Raw genomic sequence first — 23,835 nt, 5'->3', positions numbered from 1 at the left:
CTGATGACTCACCCAGAGCCGGGCACAGTTCTCACCAGCAAGGATACCAATTCAGCGCATGCGGATTCCAATCGACCGTTTACCACGACCTTGTCGAAGTCGGGTTGGGCTGCCAGTTCGGTCTGCGCGGTCTGTAACCGGCGACGAATAACGTCCGGCGTCTCAGTGCCCCGACCGACCAGCCTGGCCTTGAGGTCCTCCCAACTGGGCGGCGCCAAAAACACGCTGATGGCCTCGGGCATCGCCTTCTTGACAGCCCTGGCCCCGGCCAGATCGACCTCGATCAGCACCGGAACTCCGGAGGCCGTGGCCTCCCGCACCGGTTGAGCCGGGGTGCCCGATCGGTGCAGTCCCCCGTGAATCTCGGCCCACTCCAGCAACTCGCCCTGGTCGATCATCTGCTGGAAGCTCTCCGGGGTGACGAAGTGGTAGTCCACGCCGTCCACCTCCCCCGGCCGCGGCGCCCGGGTGGTGGCCGAGACGCTGAAGTGCAGGTTTGGGATCCGCTCACGCAAGCAGCGGACCACCGTCGACTTGCCGACAGCGGAAGGACCGGACAGCACGACCACATGTCCTGTGCCCGGTCCTCCGCCGGCGCTCATCGGCGCTCCTGAGTCGGCACCCCCACCAGGCACTGCAGCCTGGATCCTTGGGCGCTGATTGCCCGCACCACCCCTGCTAGCGGGTGATACCCCACCTCAGGCCCAGCGGCCTGCATCGTCGGCAGCGGGCTAGGCGGAGCCGAACTTTTCCAGCAGGGCCTTGCGCTGACGGTCACCAAGACCACGCAGCCGCCGGGTCGGGGCGATTTCGAGCTCGGTCATGATTTCCTGCGCCTTGACCTTGCCCACCTTCGGCAAAGCCTCGAGCAGCGCAGACACCTTCATCTTGCCCAAGACTTCGTCGGTCTCGGCGTCCTTGAGCACCTGGGTGAGGTTGGTGCCGCCGCGCTTCAGCCGGTCCTTGAGCTCTGCTCGCGCTCGACGTGCGGCAGCAGCCTTCTCCAACGCGGCCGCGCGCTGCTCGTCGGTCAACTGGGGAAGGGCCACGATTCCTCCGTCTCTCATCGATATCAATCGATCATTTGTTTGTCTTGGCTGGTACTACAGCCAGCGGAGACGACCGTACTCACGGTTCCTGACGAAATCTAACCCGACCCCCTGGTTTGGGTGACAAATCCCCAGCGTGGGCCCCGGCCGCGACACGAATCAGCGCTCCGCCGCCACGCCCGAGCGGCCACAAACCACGGGGTCGAGCGCCCAGCGGGATGGTCCGGCCACACCCCCAGATATTGACGTCTAGCTGCGGTTATTTGCGATTTGACTGGAATCTGCGGGCGGCGCCGCACGACGATCGCACCGCCCGCCGGCCGGTTTGGGCCGCCCCGGGCCACCCCGAGCAACCCCCCGCGACCAACGTGCCATGGATCACGCATTTCGGTGGCGTGTCGCGCGTGTCGGGCGGTTCGGGGCAAATGGAGCGAATCAGCAGGCCAGCGCATGCTCGAACCGTGCGGTGGGCCCGTCCGCGTTGCCGGAACGGGGCGGACCCGAGACCCCACCAGGCCGACTCACGACGCGGGCGTCGCGCCGCATTCACCGACGGACGAACATCGGTCCATTTCGACTGCCCAGCAAATCTGGTACGGATGTCCAGCCGAATGCGGCCAGCAACGTCGGGGTTTCCCGAGCAACAGCGCGGCGCGGGCGCTCAAACGGCCACACGCAGTTGATCGCGCCGGCACCAATGCGAACGTGCCGACGCCGACTCGGGCAGTTTGGCGGGCCGCGACGAAGCCCCGGTGACCACGGAAGTCTGACGATTTTCCTTTTATTGCAAGCCTTTTCAGAGTGGATTCCGGCAAGCATGGAGCCCGGCTGCCGCGCACGGTTGCCGAGCGCCGACGTGTGAGGTGGCAAGCGGGCTGGGATTCGGGCGGCGCTCAGACGCAGATCGTCCCCGGGCGTCAGCGGCTACAGAAACTCCAACAGCAACGGGCGCCGAGCGTGCTTGACCCGAAGACCTAGACCGCTGAAAGGTACGCGACGGAGTCCAGCATCCGCTCGGCCGCCGCCCGGACTTCAGAAATGCTGGGGCCGGCGCGCAGGACCTCGCGCGACACCGCGGGCAACAGCTGTTGTGGCGCCGCGCCGCCGAGGCCGCCCAGCGCCTCCGGCCGACCGCCCTGCACCCCGACGCCGGGAACCAATACGGGTCCGCCCAGCCCGCTCACGTCCGGCGGATTCAGCACCGTTGCGCCGACGACCACACCAACCGATCCGGGCTCCGGCCCCGTCGCTTCGCCAACTTCACTATTGAAGAGTCCGACTTGATCGACGATCAGTTGGGCCACCGTGCGGCCATCCGCGTCGGCGCGTTGAATGGTGGCGCCCTCCGGATTGGAGGTGGCCGCGAGTACGAACACACCCCGATCATTGGCCGTCGCAACCTCGAGCAGGGGCCGCAGCGAGCCGAACCCCAGAAAGGGCGAGACAGTCACGGCATCGGCCGCCAGCGGCGAGTCGCCCGCCCAGGCCGCCGCGTAGGCCGCCATCGTCGACCCGATGTCGCCACGCTTGGCGTCCGCCAGGACCAGCACACCATTGGCCCGTAGCGCGGCCATCGTGCCTTCCAGCACCGCAAATCCCGCGGCGCCGTACGCTTCGAAAAACGCCACCTGCGGCTTGACCACCGCAAATCCCGCGAAGGCCGCCACGCAGATATCACAGAACGCGGCCAATCCGTCGGCGGTGGCCGGCAGATCCCAGGCCCGAAGTAACTCGGGGTGGGGATCGATCCCCAAACACAGCGGCCCGCGGTGTGCCTTGGCCTCTGCCAAGCGTGCGCCGAATCCGGTCACCGGGCCCCGCCGTCGGCCGCGCTCTGTTGTTCGATGGCGCGGTGCAGCTCCTGCAGCGACCTGACCCCGATATCGCCGCGGATCCCGGCTTCGATGCCCTGCACCGCGGCCGACGCGCCCTGCACGGTGGTGACGCACGGGATGTTGGCGGACACGGCAACCGAGCGGATTTCGTAACCGTCGACACGCGGGCCGGAGTTCCCGTATGGGGTATTGATCACCATGTCGACCTCGCCGGCCCGGATCGCGTCGACGGCAGATATCGCCGGGCGTCCGGGTTGTGGCGCCTCGAAATGCTTGCGAACCTCGTCGCAGGGAATCCCATTGCGTCGCAGCATCTCTGCCGTGCCCTCGGTAGCGAGCACCCGAAAGCCCAGGTCGGCGAGCCGCTTGACGGGGAACACGAGTGAGCGCTTGTCCCGGTTGGCGACCGAAACGAACACTGTCCCCGCCGTGGGCAACGAACCGTACGCGGCGGTCTGGCTCTTGGCAAAGGCGCTGCCGAAGTCCCGGTCGATCCCCATCACCTCGCCCGTCGACTTCATCTCCGGGCCAAGCAGCGAATCGATGGCCGCGCCGTCCGCGCGCCGGAAGCGGTGGAAAGGCAGCACAGCCTCTTTGACGGCTATCGGGGCACGCGGGTCGGCGTTGGCGCCGTCCCCGGTACGCGCCAGCATCCCTTCGGCGCGCAACTGGGAAATACTGGCGCCCAACATGACCCGGGCACATGCCTTGGCCAGCGGGACGGCGGTGGCTTTGGACACGAAGGGCACGGTGCGGCTGGCGCGCGGATTGGCTTCCAAGACATACAAGATGTCGTCTTTGAGCGCATACTGCACATTGAGCAGACCCACCACACCGATGCCATGCGCGATGGCTTCCGTGGCCTTGCGAACCTTTTCGATGTCGCTGCGGCCCAAGGTCACCGGCGGCAGGGCACACGCTGAATCACCGGAGTGGATTCCGGCCTCCTCGATGTGCTCCATGACCCCGCCGATGTAGACCTCGGTACCGTCGCACAACGCGTCGACATCGATCTCGACAGCGTCTTCGAGAAAGCGGTCGACCAGCACCGGATGTGCCGGCGAGAGTTCGGTCGCGCGGGTGATGTAGCCGCGCAGCGTCTCCTCGTCGTAGACGATCTCCATCCCCCGCCCACCCAGCACGTACGACGGCCGCACCAGCACCGGATAGCCGATGTCTTCGGCGATACGGCGGGCTTGCGCGAAGGTGGTCGCGGTGCCATAGCGTGGCGCGGGCAGTCCCGCCGCGGTCAGCACATCGCCGAACGCGCCGCGGTCTTCGGCCAGGTCGATGGCGGCGGGCGGGGTGCCGACGATCGGCACCCCGGCGTTGGCCAGCCGTTCTGCCAGCCCGAGCGGCGTCTGGCCGCCGAGTTGCACGATGACTCCCACCACGCCGGCCCCGCCGGCGGCCGACTGCTCCTCGGCATGAAATACCTCGAGCACGTCCTCGAACGTCAGCGGCTCGAAGTACAGCCGATCCGCGGTGTCATAGTCGGTGGACACCGTCTCCGGATTGCAGTTGACCATCACCGTCTCAAAACCGGCCTGGCTCAGCGTGGTTGCCGCATGCACGCAGCTGTAGTCGAACTCGATCCCCTGGCCGATGCGGTTAGGTCCGGACCCGAGGATCAGAACCTTCGGTTTGTCGATCTGTGGAGCCACTTCGGTCTCGGCCGCCGGATCCAGCTCATAGCTGCTGTAGTGGTACGGAGTCTTGGCCTCGAACTCGGCGGCACAGGTGTCCACCGTCTTGTACACCGGGTGGATGCCCAGCCGCTCGCGCAGTGAGCGCACACCATCTTCCCCGGCCAGTTCTGGCCGCAGCGAGGCGATCTGCCGATCGGATAGCCCACTGTGTTTGGCGTGGCGCAGCAGATCCGCGTCGAGCACCGGCGCGTCGACCAATTCGGCACGCAAACCGACCAGCTCGTCGATCTGCGCGACAAACCACGGGTCCACGCCGCTGGCCTCGGCCACCCGATCGACCGAGGCCCCCAGCCGCAGCGCCAGTTCCAGGTCGTAGAGCCGGCCTTCGGTCGGGGTTTGCAGCCTGGTCAGGACGTCGTCGAGGCCGCCTTCGGGATCGGCGGCGGTCCAGAACCCGGCCCGGCTGGTTTCCAGCGAACGCATCACCTTGCCGAGCGCCTCGACGAAGTTGCGGCCCAACGACATCGCCTCGCCCACCGATTTCATGGTGGTGGTCAGCGTGGCATCGGCGCCCGGAAACTTCTCGAAGGCGAACCGCGGCGCCTTGACCACGACGTAGTCCAGGGTGGGTTCGAAGCAGGCCGGCGTTTCCTTGGTGATGTCGTTGACGATCTCGTCGAGCGTGTATCCGATGGCCAGTTTCGCGGCGATCTTGGCGATCGGAAACCCGGTTGCCTTGGACGCCAACGCACTTGACCGCGATACTCGCGGGTTCATCTCGATGACGATCAGCCGGCCGTCTCGGGGGTTGACCGCGAACTGAATGTTGCAGCCGCCGGTGTCCACCCCGACCTCGCGCAGGATCGCAATCCCCAAGTCGCGCAGCCGCTGGTATTCCCGATCGGTCAGCGTCATAGCCGGCGCAACGGTGACCGAGTCGCCGGTGTGCACGCCCATCGGGTCGAGGTTCTCGATCGAGCACACCACCACCACGTTGTCGTGGCCATCGCGCATCAGCTCGAGTTCGAACTCTTTCCAGCCGTAGATCGATTCCTCGATGAGCACATTGGCGCTGGGCGAGGCGGCCAGCCCGGCGCCGGCCATCCGATCCACCTCGTCGGCGGAGTAAGCCATACCCGAGCCCAACCCGCCCATGGTGAAGCTGGGCCGCACCACCACTGGAAGACCCAGCTCGGCAACGGTCTCACGAACCTCATCCATGGTGAAACACACTCGGCTGCGGGCGGATTCACCCCCGACCTTGGCAACGATGTCCTTGAACCGCTGCCGGTCCTCGCCGCGCTGAATCGCTTCGAAATCGGCACCGATCAGCTCCACGCCGTAGCGTTCCAGCGCCCCGTTCTCGTATAGAGCGACGGCGGTGTTCAGGGCGGTCTGCCCACCCAGGGTGGCCAGCACGGCGTCAATCTTGTTGCCGCGCTCGGCTTGCTGAGCGATGACCCGCTCGACGAACTCTGGGGTAATCGGCTCGACGTAGGTGAAGTCGGCATACTCGGGGTCGGTCATGATCGTCGCCGGATTGGAGTTGACCAGACTGACCTGTAGGCCCTCGGCGCGCAGTACCCGGCACGCCTGGGTTCCGGAGTAGTCGAACTCGCAAGCCTGGCCGATGACGATCGGCCCCGAGCCGATGACCAGAATGTGGTGTAAATCGGTGCGGCGCGGCACTAGCAGCCCCCTAGGGTTTGGACGCGAAGGTGCGCGGTCTTGCGCCGAACCCAGCGTGTCGGCTGGGGGCACCCGCTCGCGGCGATGAGCATCAGCGGTCCCCCGCCATCAGGTCAACAAACTGATCGAACAGGTACTCGGCATCGTGTGGGCCTGCCGCGGCCTCGGGGTGGTACTGCACCGAGAATGCGCGGCCGTCAACCAGTCTGACCCCCTCGACCACACCGTCATTGGCGCAGGTGTGGCTGACAGCGGCCCGGCCGAACGGCGTCTCGAAAGACTGCCCGGCCTCCCCTTCCAGCGCGAAACCGTGGTTCTGCGCGGTTACCGCGACTCTCCCGGTGGCGTGGTCGATGACCGGAATGTTGATGCCCCGGTGCCCGAACACCATCTTGTAGGTCGACAATCCCAGCGCTCGGCCCAGGATCTGATTACCGAAGCAGATACCGAACAGCGGGATTCCGGCACCGAGCACCTCACGGGTCAGCGACACGACATGGTCTGCGGTCGCCGGATCGCCGGGTCCGTTGGACAAGAACACGCCGTCTGGCTTGATATCGGCGATCTGATCGAAGGTCACCGACGAGGGCAGCACATGGCTGCGAACGCCGCGCCGGGCGAAGTTGCGCGGCGTGTTGGTCTTGATACCGAGGTCCAGGGCCACCACGGTAAAACGCTGCGGCCCTTCTGGTTCGACGATGTACGCCTCGGGCGTGCTGACCTCTCCGGCGAGATCGGCGCCCAGCATCGGGGGTTGGGCAGCCACCCGCTCGACCAGCTCGGCTACTTGCGTGCCGGCGGTCAGGGCCGCACCGGAGAACACACCGGCCTTCATCGAGCCGCGGCTGCGTAGATGACGCACCACTGCGCGGGTGTCGATGCCGGCGATCCCCACGATGCGCTGGCGGATGAGCTCGTCTTCCAGTGTGGTCGATGAGCGCCAGTTGGAGGCGCGCGGCGACGGGTCACGTACCGCGTAGCCCGCGACCCAGATCTTGTCGCCGCGGCTCTCTCCGTCCTCGTCGTTCCAGCCGGTGTTGCCGATCTGCGGGGCGGTGGCCACCACGATCTGGCGGTGGTAACTGGGATCGGTCAGCGTCTCCTGATAGCCGGACATGCCGGTGCTGAAAACGGCTTCCCCCAGTGTTTGGCCAACCGCACCGAATGACATTCCGGTGAAGACTCGGCCATCTTCAAGTACGAGCAAGGCTTTGCTCACACGATTCCCTCCGTTCGGGGCTGAAGCCAGCCTGCTAGCCAGCCGTCGTATTCGTCACGATTGTCTGCCCGGAACCCGGTGTCGATCTCAGTACCTGATGGCAGTCGCCACCGGATTGCCAGTATCCCGTCGCGGGCCGCGATCTTGCCGGCGATTCCGCGCTCGGTGCGTACCGCTGTGATCGAATCCAGTGGGATCCAAATCGGCTGCGCCCGCGCACGTTTCACCAGAATTCCGTCGGGATGACGGGTCAGTTCCGCCCGGCTGCGGTACCCGAGGTCGCCGACCACAACCCGGTGGTTGGACGCCGGCGCCAGGGTGCAACCGACGTACATGCCGCAAGTGGTGACCGACGCGGGACCCACCGCGGCGGGCAGGTCGGGTAACGCACCGATCAGCTCGCGTTGCAGTCGCGCGCGACGCCGCCAGCCCCTGATCATCAGCGCGATCACCATCGCGATCAACACCGCCAGCACGGCCGCAAAGATCAGGGAGCCGATCAGCGTGCCTGAGTTCATGCCGGGCTCTTTCCGTCCCTGGCGGTGATCTTTCCACGCAACAGCGTCGCCGTGACCCGGGCGGGCAAGGTCATCGACTCGTACGGGGTGTTGGCCGAGCGGCTGGCCAGGTCGGCCCCGGTGACAGTCCAGGTGGCGTCGGGATCAACCACGGTCAGGTTGGCCGGCTCCCCTACCTCGAGCGGCCGGCCATGATCGGGCAGCCCCACGATTCGCGCCGGGTTCTCACTCATCACCCGCGCGACATCGCGCCAGCTCAGCAGACCCGGCTGCACCATCGTCTGCACCACCACCGACAGCGCGGTCTGCAGCCCGAGCATGCCCGGCCGCGCCGCGGAGAACTCGACGCATTTCTCGTGCTCGGCGTGCGGCGCGTGATCGGTGGCCACACAATCGATGATCCCGTCGGCCAGCGCCTGTCGCAGCGCCATCGCATCAGACGCCTCGCGCAGCGGTGGATTGACCCGATTTACCCCGTCGTAGCCGGACAGTCTGCGGTCATCGAGCAGCAGGTGATGCGGAGTAACCTCCGCTGTGATCGAAATACCTTGCGATTTAGCCCATTTCAATATTTCGACGGTTCCCACGGTGGAGGCGTGGCAGATGTGCACCCGCGCGCCCGCGTCTCGGGCCAGCAGCGCGTCGCGGGCCACAATCGATTCCTCGGCCGTCCTGGGCCAACCCGCCAGGCCCAACTGCGCGGCATTCGGGCCTTCGTGGGCGACCGCACCGACGGTCAGCCTGGGTTCCTCGGCGTGCTGGGCGATCAGCACACCCAGGCCGGTGGCGTATTCGAGAGCGCGGCGCATGATCAGCGGGTCGTGCACGCAGATCCCGTCGTCGGAGAACATCCGCACCGCGGCGACACCGGCATTCATCATGCCCATCTCGGTGAGTTCAGTTCCGGCGAGCCCGACCGTGACGGCGCCGACGGGATGTACGTCGACCAAACCGACCTGCTGTCCCCGGTGCCAGACGTGGTCGGTGACCACCGGACTGTCGGCCACCGGATGGGTGTTGGCCATCGCGAACACCGCCGTGTAGCCACCCAGCGCTGCTGCCGCCGAACCGGTCTCGATGTCCTCGGCATATTCGCGGCCCGGCTCGCGCAGGTGGGTGTGCAGGTCAACCAGCCCCGGCAGCAGCACGTGATCGGTGGCATCGATGACATCCGCCGTATCGGGGATGGCCAGTCCGGTCCCGATGTCAGCGATCTGGTTGTCGTCGACGAGTACGTCGACCCGTTCGCCCTCGCCGTACAACCGCACTCCGCGCAGCAGCACGCTCACGCCGCACCCTCTTCCCCAGCCGACTCGAGTCCAACCAGGACATGGAACAGCACCGCCATGCGTATGTGGACTCCGTTGGAAACCTGTTGCAACACAGCCGACTGTGACGAGTCGGCAACCGATGAGGCGATTTCCATGCCACGCAGCATCGGCCCGGGATGCAGCACCACCGCGTGACCGGCCAGCATCGCCTGACGACGGTCGGACAGACCGTACAAGGTCGAGTACTCGCGCACCGAGGGGAAGAATCCGCCGTTCATCCGCTCGGCCTGCACCCGCAGCATCAGCACCGCGTCGGCGGCGGGAAGCTCGGCGTCAAGGTCATGGGAGAAGGTGACCGGCCAATCCGCGACACCCACCGGCAGCAAGGTGGGCGGCGCCACCAGCACCACCTCGGCACCCAGTGTGTGCAGCAGCATGACGTTGGAGCGGGCCACCCGGCTGTGCAGGATGTCGCCGACGATGACGACGCGCCGGCCTTCGATGCCACCGAGCCGCTGCCGGATGGTCAGGGCGTCCAGCAGTGCCTGCGTCGGGTGCTCGTGAGTGCCGTCGCCGGCGTTGATCACCGAAGGGCCGCCGTCGGATTGGCCGGCGGTCCAATCGGCGAGCAGCCGCGCCGCCCCGGACGCGGGGTGCCGGATGATCAGCGCGTCGGCGCCGGCCGCACGCAGGGTCAGCGCGGTGTCGCGCAGTGACTCGCCCTTGCTGACCGAAGACCCGCTCGCGCTGACATTGATCACGTCCGCGCTCATCCACTTACCGGCCACCTCGAAGGAAACCCGGGTTCGCGTCGAGTTCTCGTAGAACATCGTCACCACGGTGCGACCGCGCAGCGTCGGCAACTTCTTGACCTCACGGCCAACCAGGGCCTGCGCGAAGCGGTCGGCGTCGTCAAGGATCGCAATGGCGTCATCGCGGCTCAAGTCGCCCGCCGCCAGCAGATGCCTGGGTGTCATCGAGAGATCACCACCCCATCGTGGCCGTCGTGTTCGCTGAATTGGACATGCACGCTTTCGCTGCGTGCGGTGGGCACGTTCTTGCCCACGTAGTCCGCGCGCACCGGCAGTTCCCGGTGCCCGCGGTCGACCAACACGGCCAGCTGGACCGATCGCGGCCGTCCGACATCGCGCAGCGCGTCCAGCGCCGAGCGCACCGAGCGCCCGGAGTAGAGCACGTCATCGACCAGAATCACCAGAGCGTCATCGACACCGCCGGCCGGGATCTCGGTCTCCTCCAGCGGCCGCGGCGGTTTGCTCATCAGATCATCGCGATACAGCGTGATGTCCAGCGCACCATGGTCGACCTCGATGCCGCTGTATTCGCCGATGTTGGCCGCCAACCGCGACGCCAGGATCACACCGCGAGTCGGGATCCCGAGCAACACGACGCGCGGCGAGTCCGGGCTATCCAGCGCGGTCTTTTCGATGATCTGGTGCGCAATGCGGGAAATAGTTCGACCGACGTCGGCCGCGGACATCAACTCCCTGCCGTCCACGGCATCATTGGCGGCACCCATGCGAGAACCTGACCTCCTTCTCCGCCTCTCCGGACGGGTCGTTAAAGGATGTCGACTGCCCGACACCGTAGCATTGCGCGCCCGCGGCCACGATGCGGGGCCCGCCGTGGGGATACCCTGGCATAGGTGAGGGACTCCACCGCTTCTGGGGATTCCACCGGTTTTCCCGCCGGGCTGCAACAGATGGATTTTGATGCGCTGTACCGCGGCGAGAGCCCGCGCCCGGGCGTTGCGCCGATGACGACGCCCCCGTGGGATACCAAGGCTCCCAAAGAAAATGTCATCGCCTGGCAAGCCGGCGGCTGGGTGCACGGCGACGTGCTGGACATCGGTTGTGGGCTGGGCGACAACGCGATCTACCTGGCTGCGCACGGACACCCGGTGACCGGCCTGGACATTTCCCCGACCGCGCTGATCACCGCGGCGCGCCGAGCCGATGACGCGGGCGTGCACGTCACGTTCGCGGTGGCCGACTCCACCAAGCTGGACGGTTACACCGACGCCTTCGACACCGTGATCGACAGCGGCATGTTCCACTGCCTCGACGACGAGGGCAAGCGCAGCTATGCGGCCGCGGTGCACCGCGCCACCAGACCTGGCGCCACCCTGCTGATGAGTTGCTTCTGCGATGCCAACCCGCCCAACGAACAACAGCCGCGCCCGGCGGTGCCCGAGCAGACGCTGCGCGACGTGCTAGGCGGTGCGGGCTGGGAAATCGCGGCGCTGGATCCGGTCACGGTGAACCGCCAACTCGGTGGATCCGACGGGCAGCCCATCGAGCTGGCCTTCTGGTACGTCCGCGCGCGGCGGCAAAACTAGCGCAGCTCAGCCCACCGGCCCGGCGGGATCACAGCCCCGGCGACCCTCATGCGCCCAGGCCAGCAGATCCGGCGCGGCCAGCTGGTTGATGCGATCGTAGTAGCGGCGATAGACGCGCTCGTCGAAGAACTCCTGCCATTCGCCGCTACCACCGGCCCGGAAAAAGCGCTCGTTGCTGCGCCAAATGCCTTCGGTGGACTCGGGGGCGAGTTCGGCGGCGCGCGCACGCATCGAGTTCAGCGTGGCATGCTGCGCGAGCTCCTCGGCACGATCGCGGCCAAGGGAGCAGCCCAGGACCCCCGCCAGGCGGATCAGCTCACCCACGAGGTCGGCGCGGTAGTCGGTGTAATGGAACATCGACACGTTGGGCAGCTGACGTCGCGACCAGACCGTGTTGAAGTGATGCAGGATGTTGGACAGCGAGCCCATGTGTTTGGCCATGGGCGGCATCGGGCCCGGCCCCCCGTGCGGAGGCGGGAAACCGGGGCCGGGGGGCGGCGCGATCGCCGAAGGTGGGGGTGCAACCGGGCTTTCCGGGGGCATGATCGGCCCTTCCATCCAGGCCCGGAAGGCCTGGATGGGCGTGGGATCACCCTGTCCATCGCCGGCGGCGGACCCCCTCCGGTTGAGGTTGGCGTGGTTCATGTTGTCCCACTGGAAAAGCTCCGACATCGCGGCATCGCGCGGGTCGCGGCCCACGCCGATGTAGGTGACCCGGTCATCGAGCACCAGGCCGTCCAGCGGCGTGTGGGTCTTGATGAATCGGCGGTGGCCCTGCGCGTTGAGGGCGGCAACGACCTCGTTCACCGGCCGGACCGTCCTATCCAGCCATGGCGAAACCTCGGCCAGCGGCCCCGGCAACTGCGGTCCATCGAAGACCAGCAGCGACACCAGGCGCTGGGTCAACGTGACGCCGCACTTCGACGGCGCCGAAATCACGATGTCGCCCTCGCGCAGCTCCAGCGCGTCCCAACGCCGGTTGTCGCTGATCCACGAGTGATACCCGACTCGGGTGGCCATCAGGACTCCCCCCGCTCGACGGGGCCGCGGCGGTCCCCGCGACCCCGGTGAGCCCAGTCGAGGAACTCCGGGCCGCCCAGATTCCCGGCCAATTCGGCCGCGCGTTCGCCGTAGCGCCGATGCTCGGCGGCGGTGAAAATGTCGTGCCACTGGCCACGTCCACCGGCCCGGAAGAAGGGGGCTTCGGTACGCGGCTGGTGCCCGGGTAGGACGCCGGGGGTGGCCGCGGGAGCAAGCGCATCGGCGTGCGCGCGCATGGCGTCGAGGGTGGCGTGTTCGGCCAACTCCGCGGCGCGATCGGGACCCAGCTCGATACCCAGGACCGAGCCGAGGCGCAACAGTTCACCGACGAGGTCCGCCCGGTAGTCCGCGTAGTGGAACATCGCGACGTTGGGCTGCCTGCGCCGGTCCCAGAACGTGGCGAAGTGATGCAGGATGGTGGCCAACGAAGCGATCCCCTCGGTGGGTACGTTGGGCCCTTCCAGCCAGCGCCGCAGCACGTCGAGCGGGCTGAACTCGCCGTCGAAGTCCAAACCCGGGGGCGCGAATCGCTCACCTGGCGGCCCCAACACCTCGTGCAGCGCCCGCATCCGGTGCTGGTCCATCAGCATCGAGACCGCGGCATCGCGGGGATCGCGCCCCACCCCGATATAGGTGACCCGATCCTCGAGCACCAAGCCGTCCAGCGGCGTGTGGGTCTTGATGAACCGGCGATGGGGCTGGGCATCGAGTGCGGCGGCGACCTCCTGCACCGGCCGGGCGGTCAGGTCCAGCCACGGCGACACCAAGTGCATCGGCGCCGGCAGCTGCGGCCCATCGAAGATGAGCAGGGAAATCAGGCGTTGCGTCCAGGTGGTGCCGCACTTCGGCGGTGCCGAGATCACGATGTCGCCGTCCCGCAACGTCAAGCTATCCCAGCGCAGGTTGTCGCTCATCCAGGAGCGGTAGGCAACCCGGTCATCGGTCCGGAACTGACCGGATGACGGCGCCGGAGGCGGGCGATTGTTGCCCATTTCATCGGATGCGATTGGCACGACACTTCTCCTGCTCAGCATGGTCTCGGCTGGTTGGGTTCTCGGCTGGGCAGCGGCCATCAGTGGCGGATGATGTCGAACAACATGCCTTCGACCGTGACGCCCGGGGCGAAGGCGAACGCCACACCCGTTGAGATGGGTTTGTCCGACTCGGCCTGCGCAACCATCATTTCCAGCACGAAGATCAGCGATACGCTCAACATGTTGCCGAACTGAGCTAGTACATCCCAGCTCTGCACGGCTCGCCCGACGGGAATCCCCAACGAGCGCGCGGACTGCTCGATGATCTTCGGCCCACCCGGATGTATCGCCCACAGGTCGATATCGGCCTTGCTCAACCCGTTGTCCCGCAACATCTCTGCGACCACCGGGTCGACCGAACGGTAGATGTAGCTGGGCAGATTCTCCGACAGCTCACACGTGATGCCGTCGTGATTGACCCCAAGCACGATCCCGTCCTCGGCGTCGTCGAGCAGCTGGCTGAAGCTGCTGCGGATCACCACGTTGCCAGCGGGTAGCGGCTGCTGGACCTGGCTGGCTCCAATGACCAATGCGCCGCAGCCATCTCCGAACAAACTGTGGATTACGACGTCGTTGATGTCATCGGCGAAAACCGCATTCACCGAGGACAATTCGATGCACACCACCAATGCCTTCATGCTCGGGTGGGCTCGGACGTAGTTCGTCGCGGTGCGAATGGCGTTCATTGCGGCAGCACAACCCATGAAGTTGACCACCACCCGCGATATCGACCGGGGCAGACCGAGCTGCTTGACGATCTCCACATCCACGCCCGGTGCAATGAAACCGGTGCTGGTGACGAACACCAGCTGGCCGATCTCGTCGGGGGCGTATGGGAGGCCGTCGAGGGCACGGGCGGCCACGTCGACCGCCAGCGGTACGGCGTGCTGATAGAACAGGTTCATCCGGTCCCGGATCGTTGCCGGCTCGCGCCGGAACTCGTCGAACTCGTCGTCGAGCGGATCCACTGCCATCCTGCGGGTATCAATCCGGGTCTTGTCATATATCCGCGAAATTCGTTCCCGCTGTTGCGGATCAACGAACAGCTCGGAAACACGAGCGGCGGCGTCGGCCTGAGCAACCACCCGTTGTGGGGCGCCGGTGGCCATGCCTTCGATAACGGCCACCGTGGTTGGCGGTGCCGGCGGCAATTGGGCGAGGTCGTAACGCGGCTCGTGGCCGGCCCGGCGGATTGCGCCGCCCTCGGCTGCGGTGCTCATACCGACCCGATTCCGACGAAGCCGGCGACCACGTAGCTGGCGCTGGCTTTCCAGGCTGCGGGTGAGCAATGCTCACGGATCAGGCCCCAACCTTGCTCCCTGGCCTGCCGGGACGGTGCCAACAGATATGAACGGCAGAGCTTGGGCAGTCGGTCCGCGACGAAGCTCTTCGGCGCAAGCCACTCGACACCGAACCTTGCAGCCTCTTCCCGCAACACGTCCTCGGTGACAATGTTGGCAAATCCGCTGCGCTGGAACGGCAGCACGTGATGAACGCGGTGCGAACTCAACCCCGCGGACAAAAAGCAGTCAACGTAGCGATTCCCGATCACCGTGAGGTCGTTGGCGTGCACGACTTGGTCCACACCCCAGTCCTCGCCCTGCTCGACACCCTCCGCCGAGTCGTCCTCGAACTCGTGGCTGGCGACCACCAAGAAGGTGCTGACCCACAGCGTCACGATGAATTGCAGGGCCCAGGCCCAAAAATCGCCCGCCAGGGTGAACACCACCAGCTCGGTGACCAACAGCAGCCGCACCCCCGACGAGCCGAGGAAGTGCGGCAGCGCCGCACGCCAGCTTCCGTAGGACTCTTGTACACCCACCTTGCGGGTGATTTTCCATACGTCGGCAATCCGAATGGCCATGCCGGTGAACATGTGGCCGAACTTGTGAATGGTATGCACCGGGATCCGATACAACCGGGGCAGTCCCATCATCATGGTGAACACGTTCTTCTTGATGTCCACATCGCTTTGCGTGTACGGGTGGTGCAGCAGGGTATGTCCGTCAGCGGTCACCAAAGCCAGTGCCACATAGTTCATATCGAAGCTATTCCCGAGCACCCTGTTGACGCCCCGTTGGGCGCGGTGCAAGGCGTAGTGACCGAAGCCGGCAAGCGAGCTGCGCAACAACACCATCGCGATCACGAAGGCCGGCAACGGCATCCATCGGGTGTCGAGCAATCGCAGACCCTGCACGGCGAAATAGGCAACCGCCAGGAGCGCCACAACGATGTTGAAAAGTCGATCCATGCGCTTGATCCGGGCGGCCAGCGCGGGCTCGTTCAGCCGGGCTTTGACGCGGTGCATCAGGTCGTTCCGGTCGTCAAAGCGGTACTTGGGGGTATCGCGCCAACTGTTGAAATCGTCTTTGAACAAGAACGCCGGCGCGTTGTGCTTGGGATGGATATCTCTGGGAGTCGCGTCGCGCCCCAACGCATATCGTTGCAGCATCCGCTCGATCTTGGCCGGGTCGCGATGGTAGGCGGCGATGATGGCGGTGATGTCGCGGTTCTTGGTCCGCCCGATGAAGAAGGCGCCGCCGGGGTGTTTGGAAATCCAATCGCTGAGGTCGTAGGCCCTTCCGTTGTAGACCCATACGTCGGCCATCGGCGGCCCTCCGGGCGGAGGAGCAGGACGTAGCCCAGGGCGCTCCTGAACTTCTGGGAGGTCGTTCGGCATTCGTATTCCTCCAGGTGTGGTCGGGTGAGATCGGCTGCTAATCGCCATTTCCGGCGAAGTGACCCCAATACTGGAGCGACGACCTTGGAGGATTCTCAACGGAATTCCGGATCGCGGAACTGGGGTGTCTGCAACGACGCGGCACCAGATCTGTTGCGCCCGCACGGCGAACCACCGACGAGAGCCGGCCCGGAAACTACCGGCAGCCCTTTCCCCCATGCTGCGTTTCCGGGCCGGTTCTCAATCCGAAGTCCACCGCTGCCGTGTTACCCCGTCGGGTTGGGGATGGTCACCGGGACACCCCAGTTGGACAGGGTTATCTCGACGTTGCCCTGGCCTTTGTCGACCACCATCCGGACCAGGTTTGCCGCCGGCGGCTCCGGTGCCGGCGACTCGGCGGTCGAGCTCGCCGGAGCCTGGGCACTGGTGTCAACGATCCACAGGGTGATCGGCATCGTCCCCCCGTCCTTACCCAACTGAGGCACGATCGGATCGATCACCGCGCCGTCGATGGTGCCCGACACCTTGACGGTTGCCATGCCGTCGACCGTTTCGCTTCCTTCGATCTTCGGGTTCTGCACCTGTGCGATCACCGCACCCAGGCCACGGTCCTTATCCAGGATGATGCCCGGGTCGTAGATCCTCTGGGCCGGACCGACCGACGTGTAGGTCTCGCCGTTCTTGGTGTACATGGTCTTGTTCGTGACCAGGAAGTCGGTCGCGACGGCCGGAGCATCCGGCTGCATCCGGACCTTGGCATTGCCTACCGCCTGGCCGTTGCCCTGCGGCTGATTGGTCACGTCGGCATTCACACTTTCGAACGGCAGCTTCGGTAGATCGGTGACGTTCACCGCGACGTGAACCGAATGCAGGCCCTTGGTCGCCTTGGAACTGTCTTGCAAGATCTGCTGGGCTTGTGGTGATGGGGCGCCCGTGGCCCCGGATGTCGCCGTGGTGGCAGAGGTTCCCGACGCCCCTGGGGTTTGCGAGGTTGCCGTTGTGGATTTGTGCCCGCACCCGGTCATGACCGTTGCGACAAGTGCCGTCGCAAACAGGATTGCGACGGACGTCGGGGTCGAGAATCGACGGCAGGGACGGGAGAGAAGTCGGTGGGAGGTGTGCGCTTGGGAGATCAAGCCATTCATGGCCAACCTTTGCTGAGTTATCCGACCGGTGGTAATGAGCAGCGGGTCGCTACCCTCGTCGTAGCACATGGACAGCGCCAGCCAGTTCGGCCCCGTCCATGGTGGCGGGTCTTGGTGACTGCACCCCGCACCCTGGTTCACCAGCAACAACACTGCAGTCATTCGCGCGCCATTGCCCTCACAGCATGTTCCCCAGATCACATTTGCCGGAGAGCGCGACAGTAACACGCGACCACTGACCGAGAAAGCCTTTCGCAGAACTAGCAATCAATCCGGCACCACCGCGAAGCCGTGGGCGTTGCCCGACCTCGTTGGCGCGGTCCACGCGCGGCGTGGTTCGCCGGCGAACGCAAACCATCGGACGGCCGCCGCCTGACCCGCCGACCGCCAGCGGCTAACCTCAATCCGGTGAATCTCGACGCCAACCAGGCTGATATCCGCGAGGTCTGCGATGCCGGATTGCTCTCCGGCGCAGTGACCGTGGTTTGGCAGCACGGAGAAGTACTGCAGGTCAACGAAATCGGCTACCGAGACGTCGAGGCGGGCCTGCCGATGCAGCGCGACACGCTGTTTCGCATCGCGTCCATGACCAAACCCGTCACCGTTGCCGCGGCCATGAGCATGGTCGACGAGGGCAAAATGGCCCTGCGTGACCCGATCACACGCTGGGCGCCCGAGTTGCGCGACATCCGGGTGCTTGACGACCCGCACGGCCCGTTGGACCGCACGCACCCCACCCGACGGCCGATCCTCATCGAGGACCTGCTGACTCACACCAGCGGGCTGGCCTACAGTTTTTCGGTGTCCGGGGACATTTCGCGGGCGTACATGCGATTGCCATTTGGTCATGGTTCCGACGCCTGGCTGGCCGAACTCGCCGCGCTGCCACTGGTGCACCAGCCCGGCGAGCGGGTCACCTACAGCCACGCCATCGATCTGCTCGGCGTCATCATGTCCCGCATCGACGACAAGCCTTTCTACCAGGTGCTCGACGAGCGAATACTGGGCCCGGCCGGCATGACCGACACCGGCTTCTTCGTGTCGACACAGGCCCAGCGCCGCGCCGCAACCATGTACCGCCTCGACGAGCTGGACCAGCTACGGCACGACGTCATGGGCCCACCGCACGTGCGGCCTCCGTCGTTCTGCAACGCCGGCGGCGGATTGTGGTCAACCGCCGACGACTACCTGAGATTTGTCCGGCTACTGCTCGGCGACGGGACGATCGACGGCGTTCGGGTGCTCTCACCGGAGTCGGTGCGGCTGATGCGCACCGACCGGCTCAGCGACGAGCACAAGCGACACAACTTTCTCGGGGCGCCCTTCTGGGTGGGCCGCGGGTTCGGGCTGAACCTGTCGGTGGTGACCGACCCGGCTCAGTCCACTCCACTGTTCGGCCCGGGCGGGCTTGGCACCTTCAGCTGGCCCGGTGCCTACGGGACCTGGTGGCAGGCCGATCCTGGCGCCGACCTGATCCTGCTGTATCTGATTCAGCATTGTCCCGACCTGTCCGTGAACGCGGCGGCTGCGGTCGCGGGCAACCCGGGGCTGGCCAAGCTGCGCACGGCACAACCCCGGTTCGTCCGGCGCACCTACCGCGCGCTCGGACTGTAGCGGCGCGAGGTCGAGATGACCCACTTCCCCCCTCGATACCTGGACAGCCGGCGTCTGCTGCTGCGGCCACCCAAACTCGACGACGCCGGCCCGATATACAAGAAGATCGCCAAAGATCCCGAAGTCACCCGCTTCCTGCTGTGGAGAGCACACCGCAACGTGGCGGAAACCCGCCGAGTGCTGATCAACCAGCTCAGCCGGAGCCGCTACGAACGCAATTGGGTGATCTCGCTACACGGCAGCGGCGAGATCGTCGGCCTGATCAGCTGCCGAAGCGACGCGCCCCGCTCGATCGAGGTTGGCTACTGTCTGGGCCGGCAATGGTGGGACATGGGTTTCATGTCCGAGGCGCTGAGCCTGTTGCTGGCCGGGCTGCCGGCCGACGCCGCCGGATGCCGCGTCTGGGCAACATGCCACGTCGACAACGCCCGGTCGGCGCGGCTGCTGCAGCGCGCCGGGTTCGTCCTGGAGGCCCGACTCTGCCGTCACGCCGTCTATCCGACCATGGGTCCCGAACCCAACGACAGTCTGCTGTACACCAGGATCCTGCGGCTCAACCGCGCCCCGATGCCACGGTTTGCCCCCTGAGCACAGCTTCGCACCCACTGGAGCCGCTGCCCTAGGCTGAGCCCCATGGCGAAGCCGATCGTCCTGATCAGCGGCGCGGGGATCGCCGGCCCGGCGCTGGCATTCTGGCTCACCCACAGCGGATACCAGGTGGTGGTGACCGAACTCGCCGACGACATCCGCCCGGGCGGTCAGACCGTCGACTTGCGGGGGGCCGGACGGCTGGTCATCGAACGGATGGGACTGCTGGAGCAGATGCGCCAGCGCAGCCTGCGCCAGCGCGGCATCGCCTGGATACGGGCGGACGGCCGGCGCCGCGCCGAGATGCCGGTTGAGGCCTTCCACGGCAACGGACCGGTCAGCGAGCTCGAGATTCTGCGCGGTGACCTGGCCGCGGTGCTCTACCGGGCCACCGCCGCCGGCACCGACTACCGATTCGGTACCCGCATCACCGATCTGGCACCGTCGGGCGACGCGGTCCAGGCGAGGCTGTCCGACGGGACGACGGTGCGGGCGGATCTGGTGGTCGGCGCCGACGGTCCGCACTCGGGTGTCCGGCGGCTGGCCTTTGGCCCCGAAGAGCAGTTCGCCCGGCCGCTGGGCGGCTACAACGCCTGGTTCAGCGCACCCGACACGGTCGGCCTCAACGGCTGGTACCTGATGTACCAGGCCCCCGGAGGGCTCAACGCGTCGATGCGCCCGTCGCACGATCCCGCGACAGCCAAGGCCGGACTGGCATTTCGCTCCGCTCCGATCCGCTACGACCGTGGCGACCTGGACGCCCAACGCGATCTGCTCGCCGCCCGCTTCGCCGGTGCCGGCTGGCAATCCGACGCGCTGATCGCCGCGGCGCGCGAGGCCGATGACTTCTACCTGGACGCGATCGTCCAGATTCATCTGGACGCGTGGTCACGCGGACGGGTCACGCTGGTCGGCGACGCCGGCTACTGCGCATCGCCGCTGAGCGGCATGGGCACCAGCCTGGCGCTGGTGGGTGCATACGTGCTGGCCGGCGAGTTGGGCCCGGCCCACGGCGACGGCATCGACGAGGCCGCGCTGGCGGCCGCGTTGGCCCGCTACGAGACCGTGCTGCGGCCGTATGTAGCCAACTGTCAGGACCTGCCGAACAGCATCGATCGCTTTCTGCCGATGTCGGAGTCCGAGATCCGGTCAAACGCTGCGGCGATGAAGTACATGCAGCGCTGGCCGTTTCGCTTCTTCGCCGAAAGAAAGTGGTTCACCATCGCCGAGTCCATCGAGCTGCCCCGGTATCCGCGGCTGCCCTAGCTGCGTCAGGCGTCGTCGGCGACGGCCTGAAGCACACCGTCACCGTTGACAACCGAAGAAGCCGGCGCAAGCTCGAAGGCCGGCAGCTCCGCGCCCGCCGAGGCGATCACATTGCGAGCCGCCTCCATCCGTTTCAGCGCGACGTCGGTGAACACCGACAACCCGAGTTCGTGGTTGTAGCCATGGATTTCTTTGACGTCGAGCTGAGCCAGGAAGTAGACGATCTCTTTGGACACCACCTGGCCCGGGACCAGCACCGGGAAGCCCGGAGGGTAAGGCACGACGAATGTGGTGGAGACCAATGTTCTGCCCTCGGCCAGGCGGCGCCCGGCCATGCCGATCTGGACGTACTCGCGGTCGGATTCGTCATAGCCGGCGTAGAAGGCCGACCGCATGTCGCCGAAACTGCTCGCATCATCGGGGCGGAACGCAATGTCGAACTCGCTGAAGTCGGGCAGATGCGGCAAGTCCTGGGTGATCTCCTCAACGCGACGCTCATGCAGCGCCCAGTCGGCCGCGCTGGCCGCCCGCTGGCTCCGATCGAAGTCCGTGGCGATCCGGCGCAACACGTCGAGCAGGTAGTGAACGCTCGACCAGGTCACTCCGATGGTGAAGATCAGCAGCACACTGTTGATCGACGTCTTGTTGATCTGGATCCCGAATCGCTCCATCAAGATCTTCTCGCGGAAGTCGTATCCGTTCATCCCGGTGCTCCCGATGAACAGGGTGACCCGGGTGGCGTCCAGCACGAACTGATCCGATCGCCATGCCTCGTTCCACTCGGCCAGAGCTCCCTGTCTGACTTGGCGGTAGGAGCTGACCGATGAGGCCCGGAACTCCTCGGGAACCAGATCGGCTTCGTCGAGAATGCGGAACCACTTGCTGATCAGGCGGTCTTTACGAACACGGTGCCGAAACACCAGCGCCATGTCGTAGACCTGCCGGACCAATTGGAATCCCTCGATATCGACCTGGCGGCGCGCCAGGTCCAGCGAGGCCAGCAGTTGCTGGTTGGGCGAGGTCGAGGTGTGAGTCAAAAACGCCTCGCCGAACGCGTCGCGGGTCAGGGCGTTGAAGTCCTGGTCACGGACGTGGATCATCGATGCCTGCCGCAGCGCCGAGAGCGACTTGTGGGTGGAGTGCGTGGCGTAGACGCGCACCCGTGCCCGTTTCGGATCCGGCAGCAATCGGTGCTCGGCCCACTGCGACCGCGGAATCCCTTGCATGGAGGCGCGCCACTTCTCGTATACGGCGCCGTATTCGTCAGAGGCCAACATTGATTCGAGGTACTCCGCGGACACCATCGCGGTGCGCTGCCGGGCCCATGGGACCGCGGTGGCAAACGCGTACCAAGCCTCGTCCCAGAGGAAACAGATATCCGGCTTGATCGCCAGCACCTCCTCCATGACCAGCCGCGGGTTGTAGACGACGCCGTCGAAGGTGCAGTTGGTCAACAGCAGCATGCGCACCTTGTGCAGCTGTCCGGCCGCCTCCAGGTCGAGCAGCACCTGCTTGATCGTGTGCAGCGATACCGCCCCATAGATGGCGAACGGGGGCAGCGGATAGGCGTCCAGATACAGCGGGTAGGCACCGGCGAGCACCAGGCCGTAGTGGTGCGACTTGTGACAGTTGCGGTCGATCAGCACGATGTCGCCCGGTCGGGTGAGGGACTGCACGACAATCTTGTTCGCGGTCGAGGTGCCGTTGGTGACGAAATAGGTGTGGTCGGCGTTCCAGGTACTGGCGGCCTTGTCCATGGCCTTCTTGATGTTGCCGTGCGGGTCCAGCAGCGAATCCAGACCGCCCGACGTGGTCGACGTCTCGGCCATGAAGATGTTGCGGCCGTAGAACTCCCCCATGTCCTGCAGCGACTTGGAGTTGAAGATGCTGGCGCCGCGCGCCACCGGAAGCGCGTGGAACTGGCCTACCGGAGCCGCGGCGTAGGCCCGCAGAGCATCGAAAAACGGTGTGGCGAACCGGTTCCGTAGTCCGGCCAGCACCGTACTGTGCAGATCGGTGACATCGTTGAGCCGGTAGAAAGTCCGGTCGTATACGTCCGGATCGTCCTCGGCCCCGGCTGCGATCGACTCGTCGGTGAGCAGGTAGAGGTCGATGTGCGGGCGCAGCTCCCTGATCCATTCCCCACATTCGATCCAGTCGTGCGGGCTATCGGGGGCAACCACGTCATCGTTGGCCCCCAGCAGTGCGTTCATCAGCGGCAGCCGGTCCCGGGACCGAAGTGGCAGGTCGTGCCGGATGATTGCGGCCTGTATCTCGCCGTTGAGTGCGACCGCGGTGATCGCGTCCTCGACACTCGGGGCGAGCAGGACTTCGAACTGGACGTCGTCAGACGGATTGTGCAATGCCCGAAGGTGCTCGGCCAACGAGTCGGGCGCCGATGTGGGCGCATCATCGGCGACCAGCACGGTGTAGAACTGCTGCTGCTTGGCCTGGGCCACCAGTTCCTGCTCGGCCAGCGGCGCCGAAGTATCGAAAAGTGCTGTGCGGTCACCATATTCACCCAGCAGACGGACCGCCAGGGAGACCTCTTCTTTGAGCCGCACCGTGGACTTGCTTTCCAGGTGTGCGCGAAAATTTGCCAGGTTCTGCGCGCCCGGATAAAGCCAATACCGTTCGTAGGCGCCGATGCGGTCCATCAGCCGCCGCACTTTCGCCATGTCGTGGGTGATGTCCATCCCGGCCAGGTCGACCTCGGCGAGGTGACAGCACGCGTCGTCGAGCAGGTTCCACGTATCAACACGTGCGTATGACGGGTTGGCTACCGCGGCCAGCGCGGAGACACGAAGTCGTCGCGGGCGGGTGCTGTATCGCTTCATGTCGTCACCTGTTCTAGTGGTGCGGGACGCGCCGGCGGGCGGCT

19 protein-coding genes are annotated in these 23,835 nt (G+C 66.0%); 4 read left to right on the top strand and 15 right to left on the bottom strand.

Translation table 11 applies throughout. The annotated features are described in order from the left end of the window. Positions 1–8: 8 nt before the first annotated feature. The 9 genes from gmk to pyrR form a co-directional block, all read right to left on the bottom strand. On the bottom strand, positions 9–602 hold the full coding sequence (gene gmk / locus CCUG20998_RS10535; protein WP_012393966.1) for a guanylate kinase: 594 nt from the start codon (positions 600–602) through the stop codon (positions 9–11). A gap of 129 nt (positions 603–731) precedes the next feature. Further along, positions 732–1,049 (bottom strand): integration host factor, actinobacterial type, encoded by a 318-nt coding sequence (gene mihF / locus CCUG20998_RS10530; protein WP_015355818.1) that lies wholly within the window; start codon positions 1,047–1,049, stop codon positions 732–734. A gap of 974 nt (positions 1,050–2,023) precedes the next feature. Beyond that, entirely contained in the window at positions 2,024–2,860 is an 837-nt protein-coding gene (gene pyrF / locus CCUG20998_RS10525) for an orotidine-5'-phosphate decarboxylase (RefSeq protein ID WP_020728549.1), read from the bottom strand. Further along, positions 2,857–6,222, bottom strand: coding sequence for a carbamoyl-phosphate synthase large subunit (carB, locus tag CCUG20998_RS10520; RefSeq protein ID WP_020728548.1), 3,366 nt, complete (start codon positions 6,220–6,222; stop codon positions 2,857–2,859). The genes pyrF and carB overlap by 4 nt, the downstream gene beginning before the upstream one ends. 91 nt (positions 6,223–6,313) lie before the next feature. Continuing rightward, a complete protein-coding gene (gene carA / locus CCUG20998_RS10515; RefSeq protein ID WP_012393962.1) occupies positions 6,314–7,441 on the bottom strand; it encodes a glutamine-hydrolyzing carbamoyl-phosphate synthase small subunit in 1,128 nt (375 codons plus the stop codon). Further along, positions 7,438–7,959, bottom strand: coding sequence for a PH-like domain-containing protein (locus CCUG20998_RS10510; RefSeq protein WP_020728547.1), 522 nt, complete (start codon positions 7,957–7,959; stop codon positions 7,438–7,440). Before CCUG20998_RS10510 ends, carA begins: the two co-directional genes overlap by 4 nt. Further along, positions 7,956–9,248 carry a dihydroorotase gene (locus tag CCUG20998_RS10505; protein ID WP_020728546.1) on the bottom strand — a complete coding sequence of 431 codons (1,293 nt, stop codon included), beginning with the start codon at positions 9,246–9,248 and terminating at the stop codon, positions 7,956–7,958. Before CCUG20998_RS10505 ends, CCUG20998_RS10510 begins: the two co-directional genes overlap by 4 nt. Then, on the bottom strand, positions 9,245–10,207 hold the full coding sequence (locus CCUG20998_RS10500; RefSeq protein ID WP_020728545.1) for an aspartate carbamoyltransferase catalytic subunit: 963 nt from the start codon (positions 10,205–10,207) through the stop codon (positions 9,245–9,247). The genes CCUG20998_RS10505 and CCUG20998_RS10500 overlap by 4 nt, the downstream gene beginning before the upstream one ends. Next, a complete protein-coding gene (gene pyrR / locus CCUG20998_RS10495) occupies positions 10,204–10,767 on the bottom strand; it encodes a bifunctional pyr operon transcriptional regulator/uracil phosphoribosyltransferase PyrR (protein ID WP_012393958.1) in 564 nt (187 codons plus the stop codon). The genes CCUG20998_RS10500 and pyrR overlap by 4 nt, the downstream gene beginning before the upstream one ends. A gap of 174 nt (positions 10,768–10,941) precedes the next feature. Here pyrR and CCUG20998_RS10485 point away from each other — a divergent pair, with 174 nt between their 5' ends. Continuing rightward, positions 10,942–11,586, top strand: coding sequence for a class I SAM-dependent methyltransferase (locus CCUG20998_RS10485; RefSeq protein ID WP_099052706.1), 645 nt, complete (start codon positions 10,942–10,944; stop codon positions 11,584–11,586). Positions 11,587–11,592: 6 nt separating this feature from the next. Here CCUG20998_RS10485 and CCUG20998_RS10480 read toward each other — a convergent pair whose 3' ends face one another. The 5 genes from CCUG20998_RS10480 to CCUG20998_RS10460 form a co-directional block, all read right to left on the bottom strand. Next, on the bottom strand, positions 11,593–12,606 hold the full coding sequence (locus CCUG20998_RS10480) for a sulfotransferase domain-containing protein (protein ID WP_036455533.1): 1,014 nt from the start codon (positions 12,604–12,606) through the stop codon (positions 11,593–11,595). Continuing rightward, positions 12,606–13,619 (bottom strand): sulfotransferase domain-containing protein, encoded by a 1,014-nt coding sequence (locus CCUG20998_RS10475; protein ID WP_172607274.1) that lies wholly within the window; start codon positions 13,617–13,619, stop codon positions 12,606–12,608. The genes CCUG20998_RS10480 and CCUG20998_RS10475 overlap by 1 nt, the downstream gene beginning before the upstream one ends. An 80-nt stretch (positions 13,620–13,699) precedes the next feature. Then, on the bottom strand, positions 13,700–14,881 hold the full coding sequence (locus CCUG20998_RS10470; protein ID WP_020728541.1) for a type III polyketide synthase: 1,182 nt from the start codon (positions 14,879–14,881) through the stop codon (positions 13,700–13,702). Beyond that, positions 14,878–16,341: a fatty acid desaturase gene (locus CCUG20998_RS10465; protein ID WP_012393953.1), complete on the bottom strand. Its 1,464-nt coding sequence runs from the start codon at positions 16,339–16,341 to the stop codon at positions 14,878–14,880. Before CCUG20998_RS10465 ends, CCUG20998_RS10470 begins: the two co-directional genes overlap by 4 nt. 266 nt (positions 16,342–16,607) lie before the next feature. After that, the gene (locus CCUG20998_RS10460; RefSeq protein ID WP_036455840.1) at positions 16,608–17,486 is read right to left on the bottom strand and encodes an LppX_LprAFG lipoprotein; all 879 of its coding nucleotides are present in this window, start codon (positions 17,484–17,486) and stop codon (positions 16,608–16,610) included. Between the two features lie 408 nt (positions 17,487–17,894). Between CCUG20998_RS10460 and CCUG20998_RS10455 the strand changes: the two genes are divergently transcribed. Genes CCUG20998_RS10455 through CCUG20998_RS10445 form a run of 3 tightly spaced genes read left to right on the top strand, consistent with a single transcriptional unit; the run spans position 17,895 to position 20,954 of the window. Next, positions 17,895–19,100, top strand: a complete 1,206-nt coding sequence (locus tag CCUG20998_RS10455; RefSeq protein WP_012393951.1) for a serine hydrolase domain-containing protein — start codon at positions 17,895–17,897, stop codon at positions 19,098–19,100. 15 nt (positions 19,101–19,115) lie between these two features. Next, positions 19,116–19,688, top strand: coding sequence for a GNAT family N-acetyltransferase (locus CCUG20998_RS10450; protein ID WP_020728539.1), 573 nt, complete (start codon positions 19,116–19,118; stop codon positions 19,686–19,688). A 45-nt stretch (positions 19,689–19,733) separates the two neighbouring features. Then, positions 19,734–20,954, top strand: a complete 1,221-nt coding sequence (locus CCUG20998_RS10445) for an FAD-dependent monooxygenase (protein WP_012393950.1) — start codon at positions 19,734–19,736, stop codon at positions 20,952–20,954. Between the two features lie 5 nt (positions 20,955–20,959). Here the strand turns inward: CCUG20998_RS10445 and CCUG20998_RS10440 are convergent, their stop codons facing one another. Next, positions 20,960–23,791: an aminotransferase class I/II-fold pyridoxal phosphate-dependent enzyme gene (locus CCUG20998_RS10440; protein ID WP_012393949.1), complete on the bottom strand. Its 2,832-nt coding sequence runs from the start codon at positions 23,789–23,791 to the stop codon at positions 20,960–20,962. Between the last annotated feature and the right edge of the window lie 44 nt (positions 23,792–23,835).

This window comes from Mycobacterium marinum (assembly GCF_003391395.1).
In the GTDB taxonomy this organism is placed as follows: domain Bacteria; phylum Actinomycetota; class Actinomycetes; order Mycobacteriales; family Mycobacteriaceae; genus Mycobacterium; species Mycobacterium marinum.
Note: the sequence above shows the minus strand (reverse complement) of the source record. Positions and strands in the feature narration are given on the sequence as shown.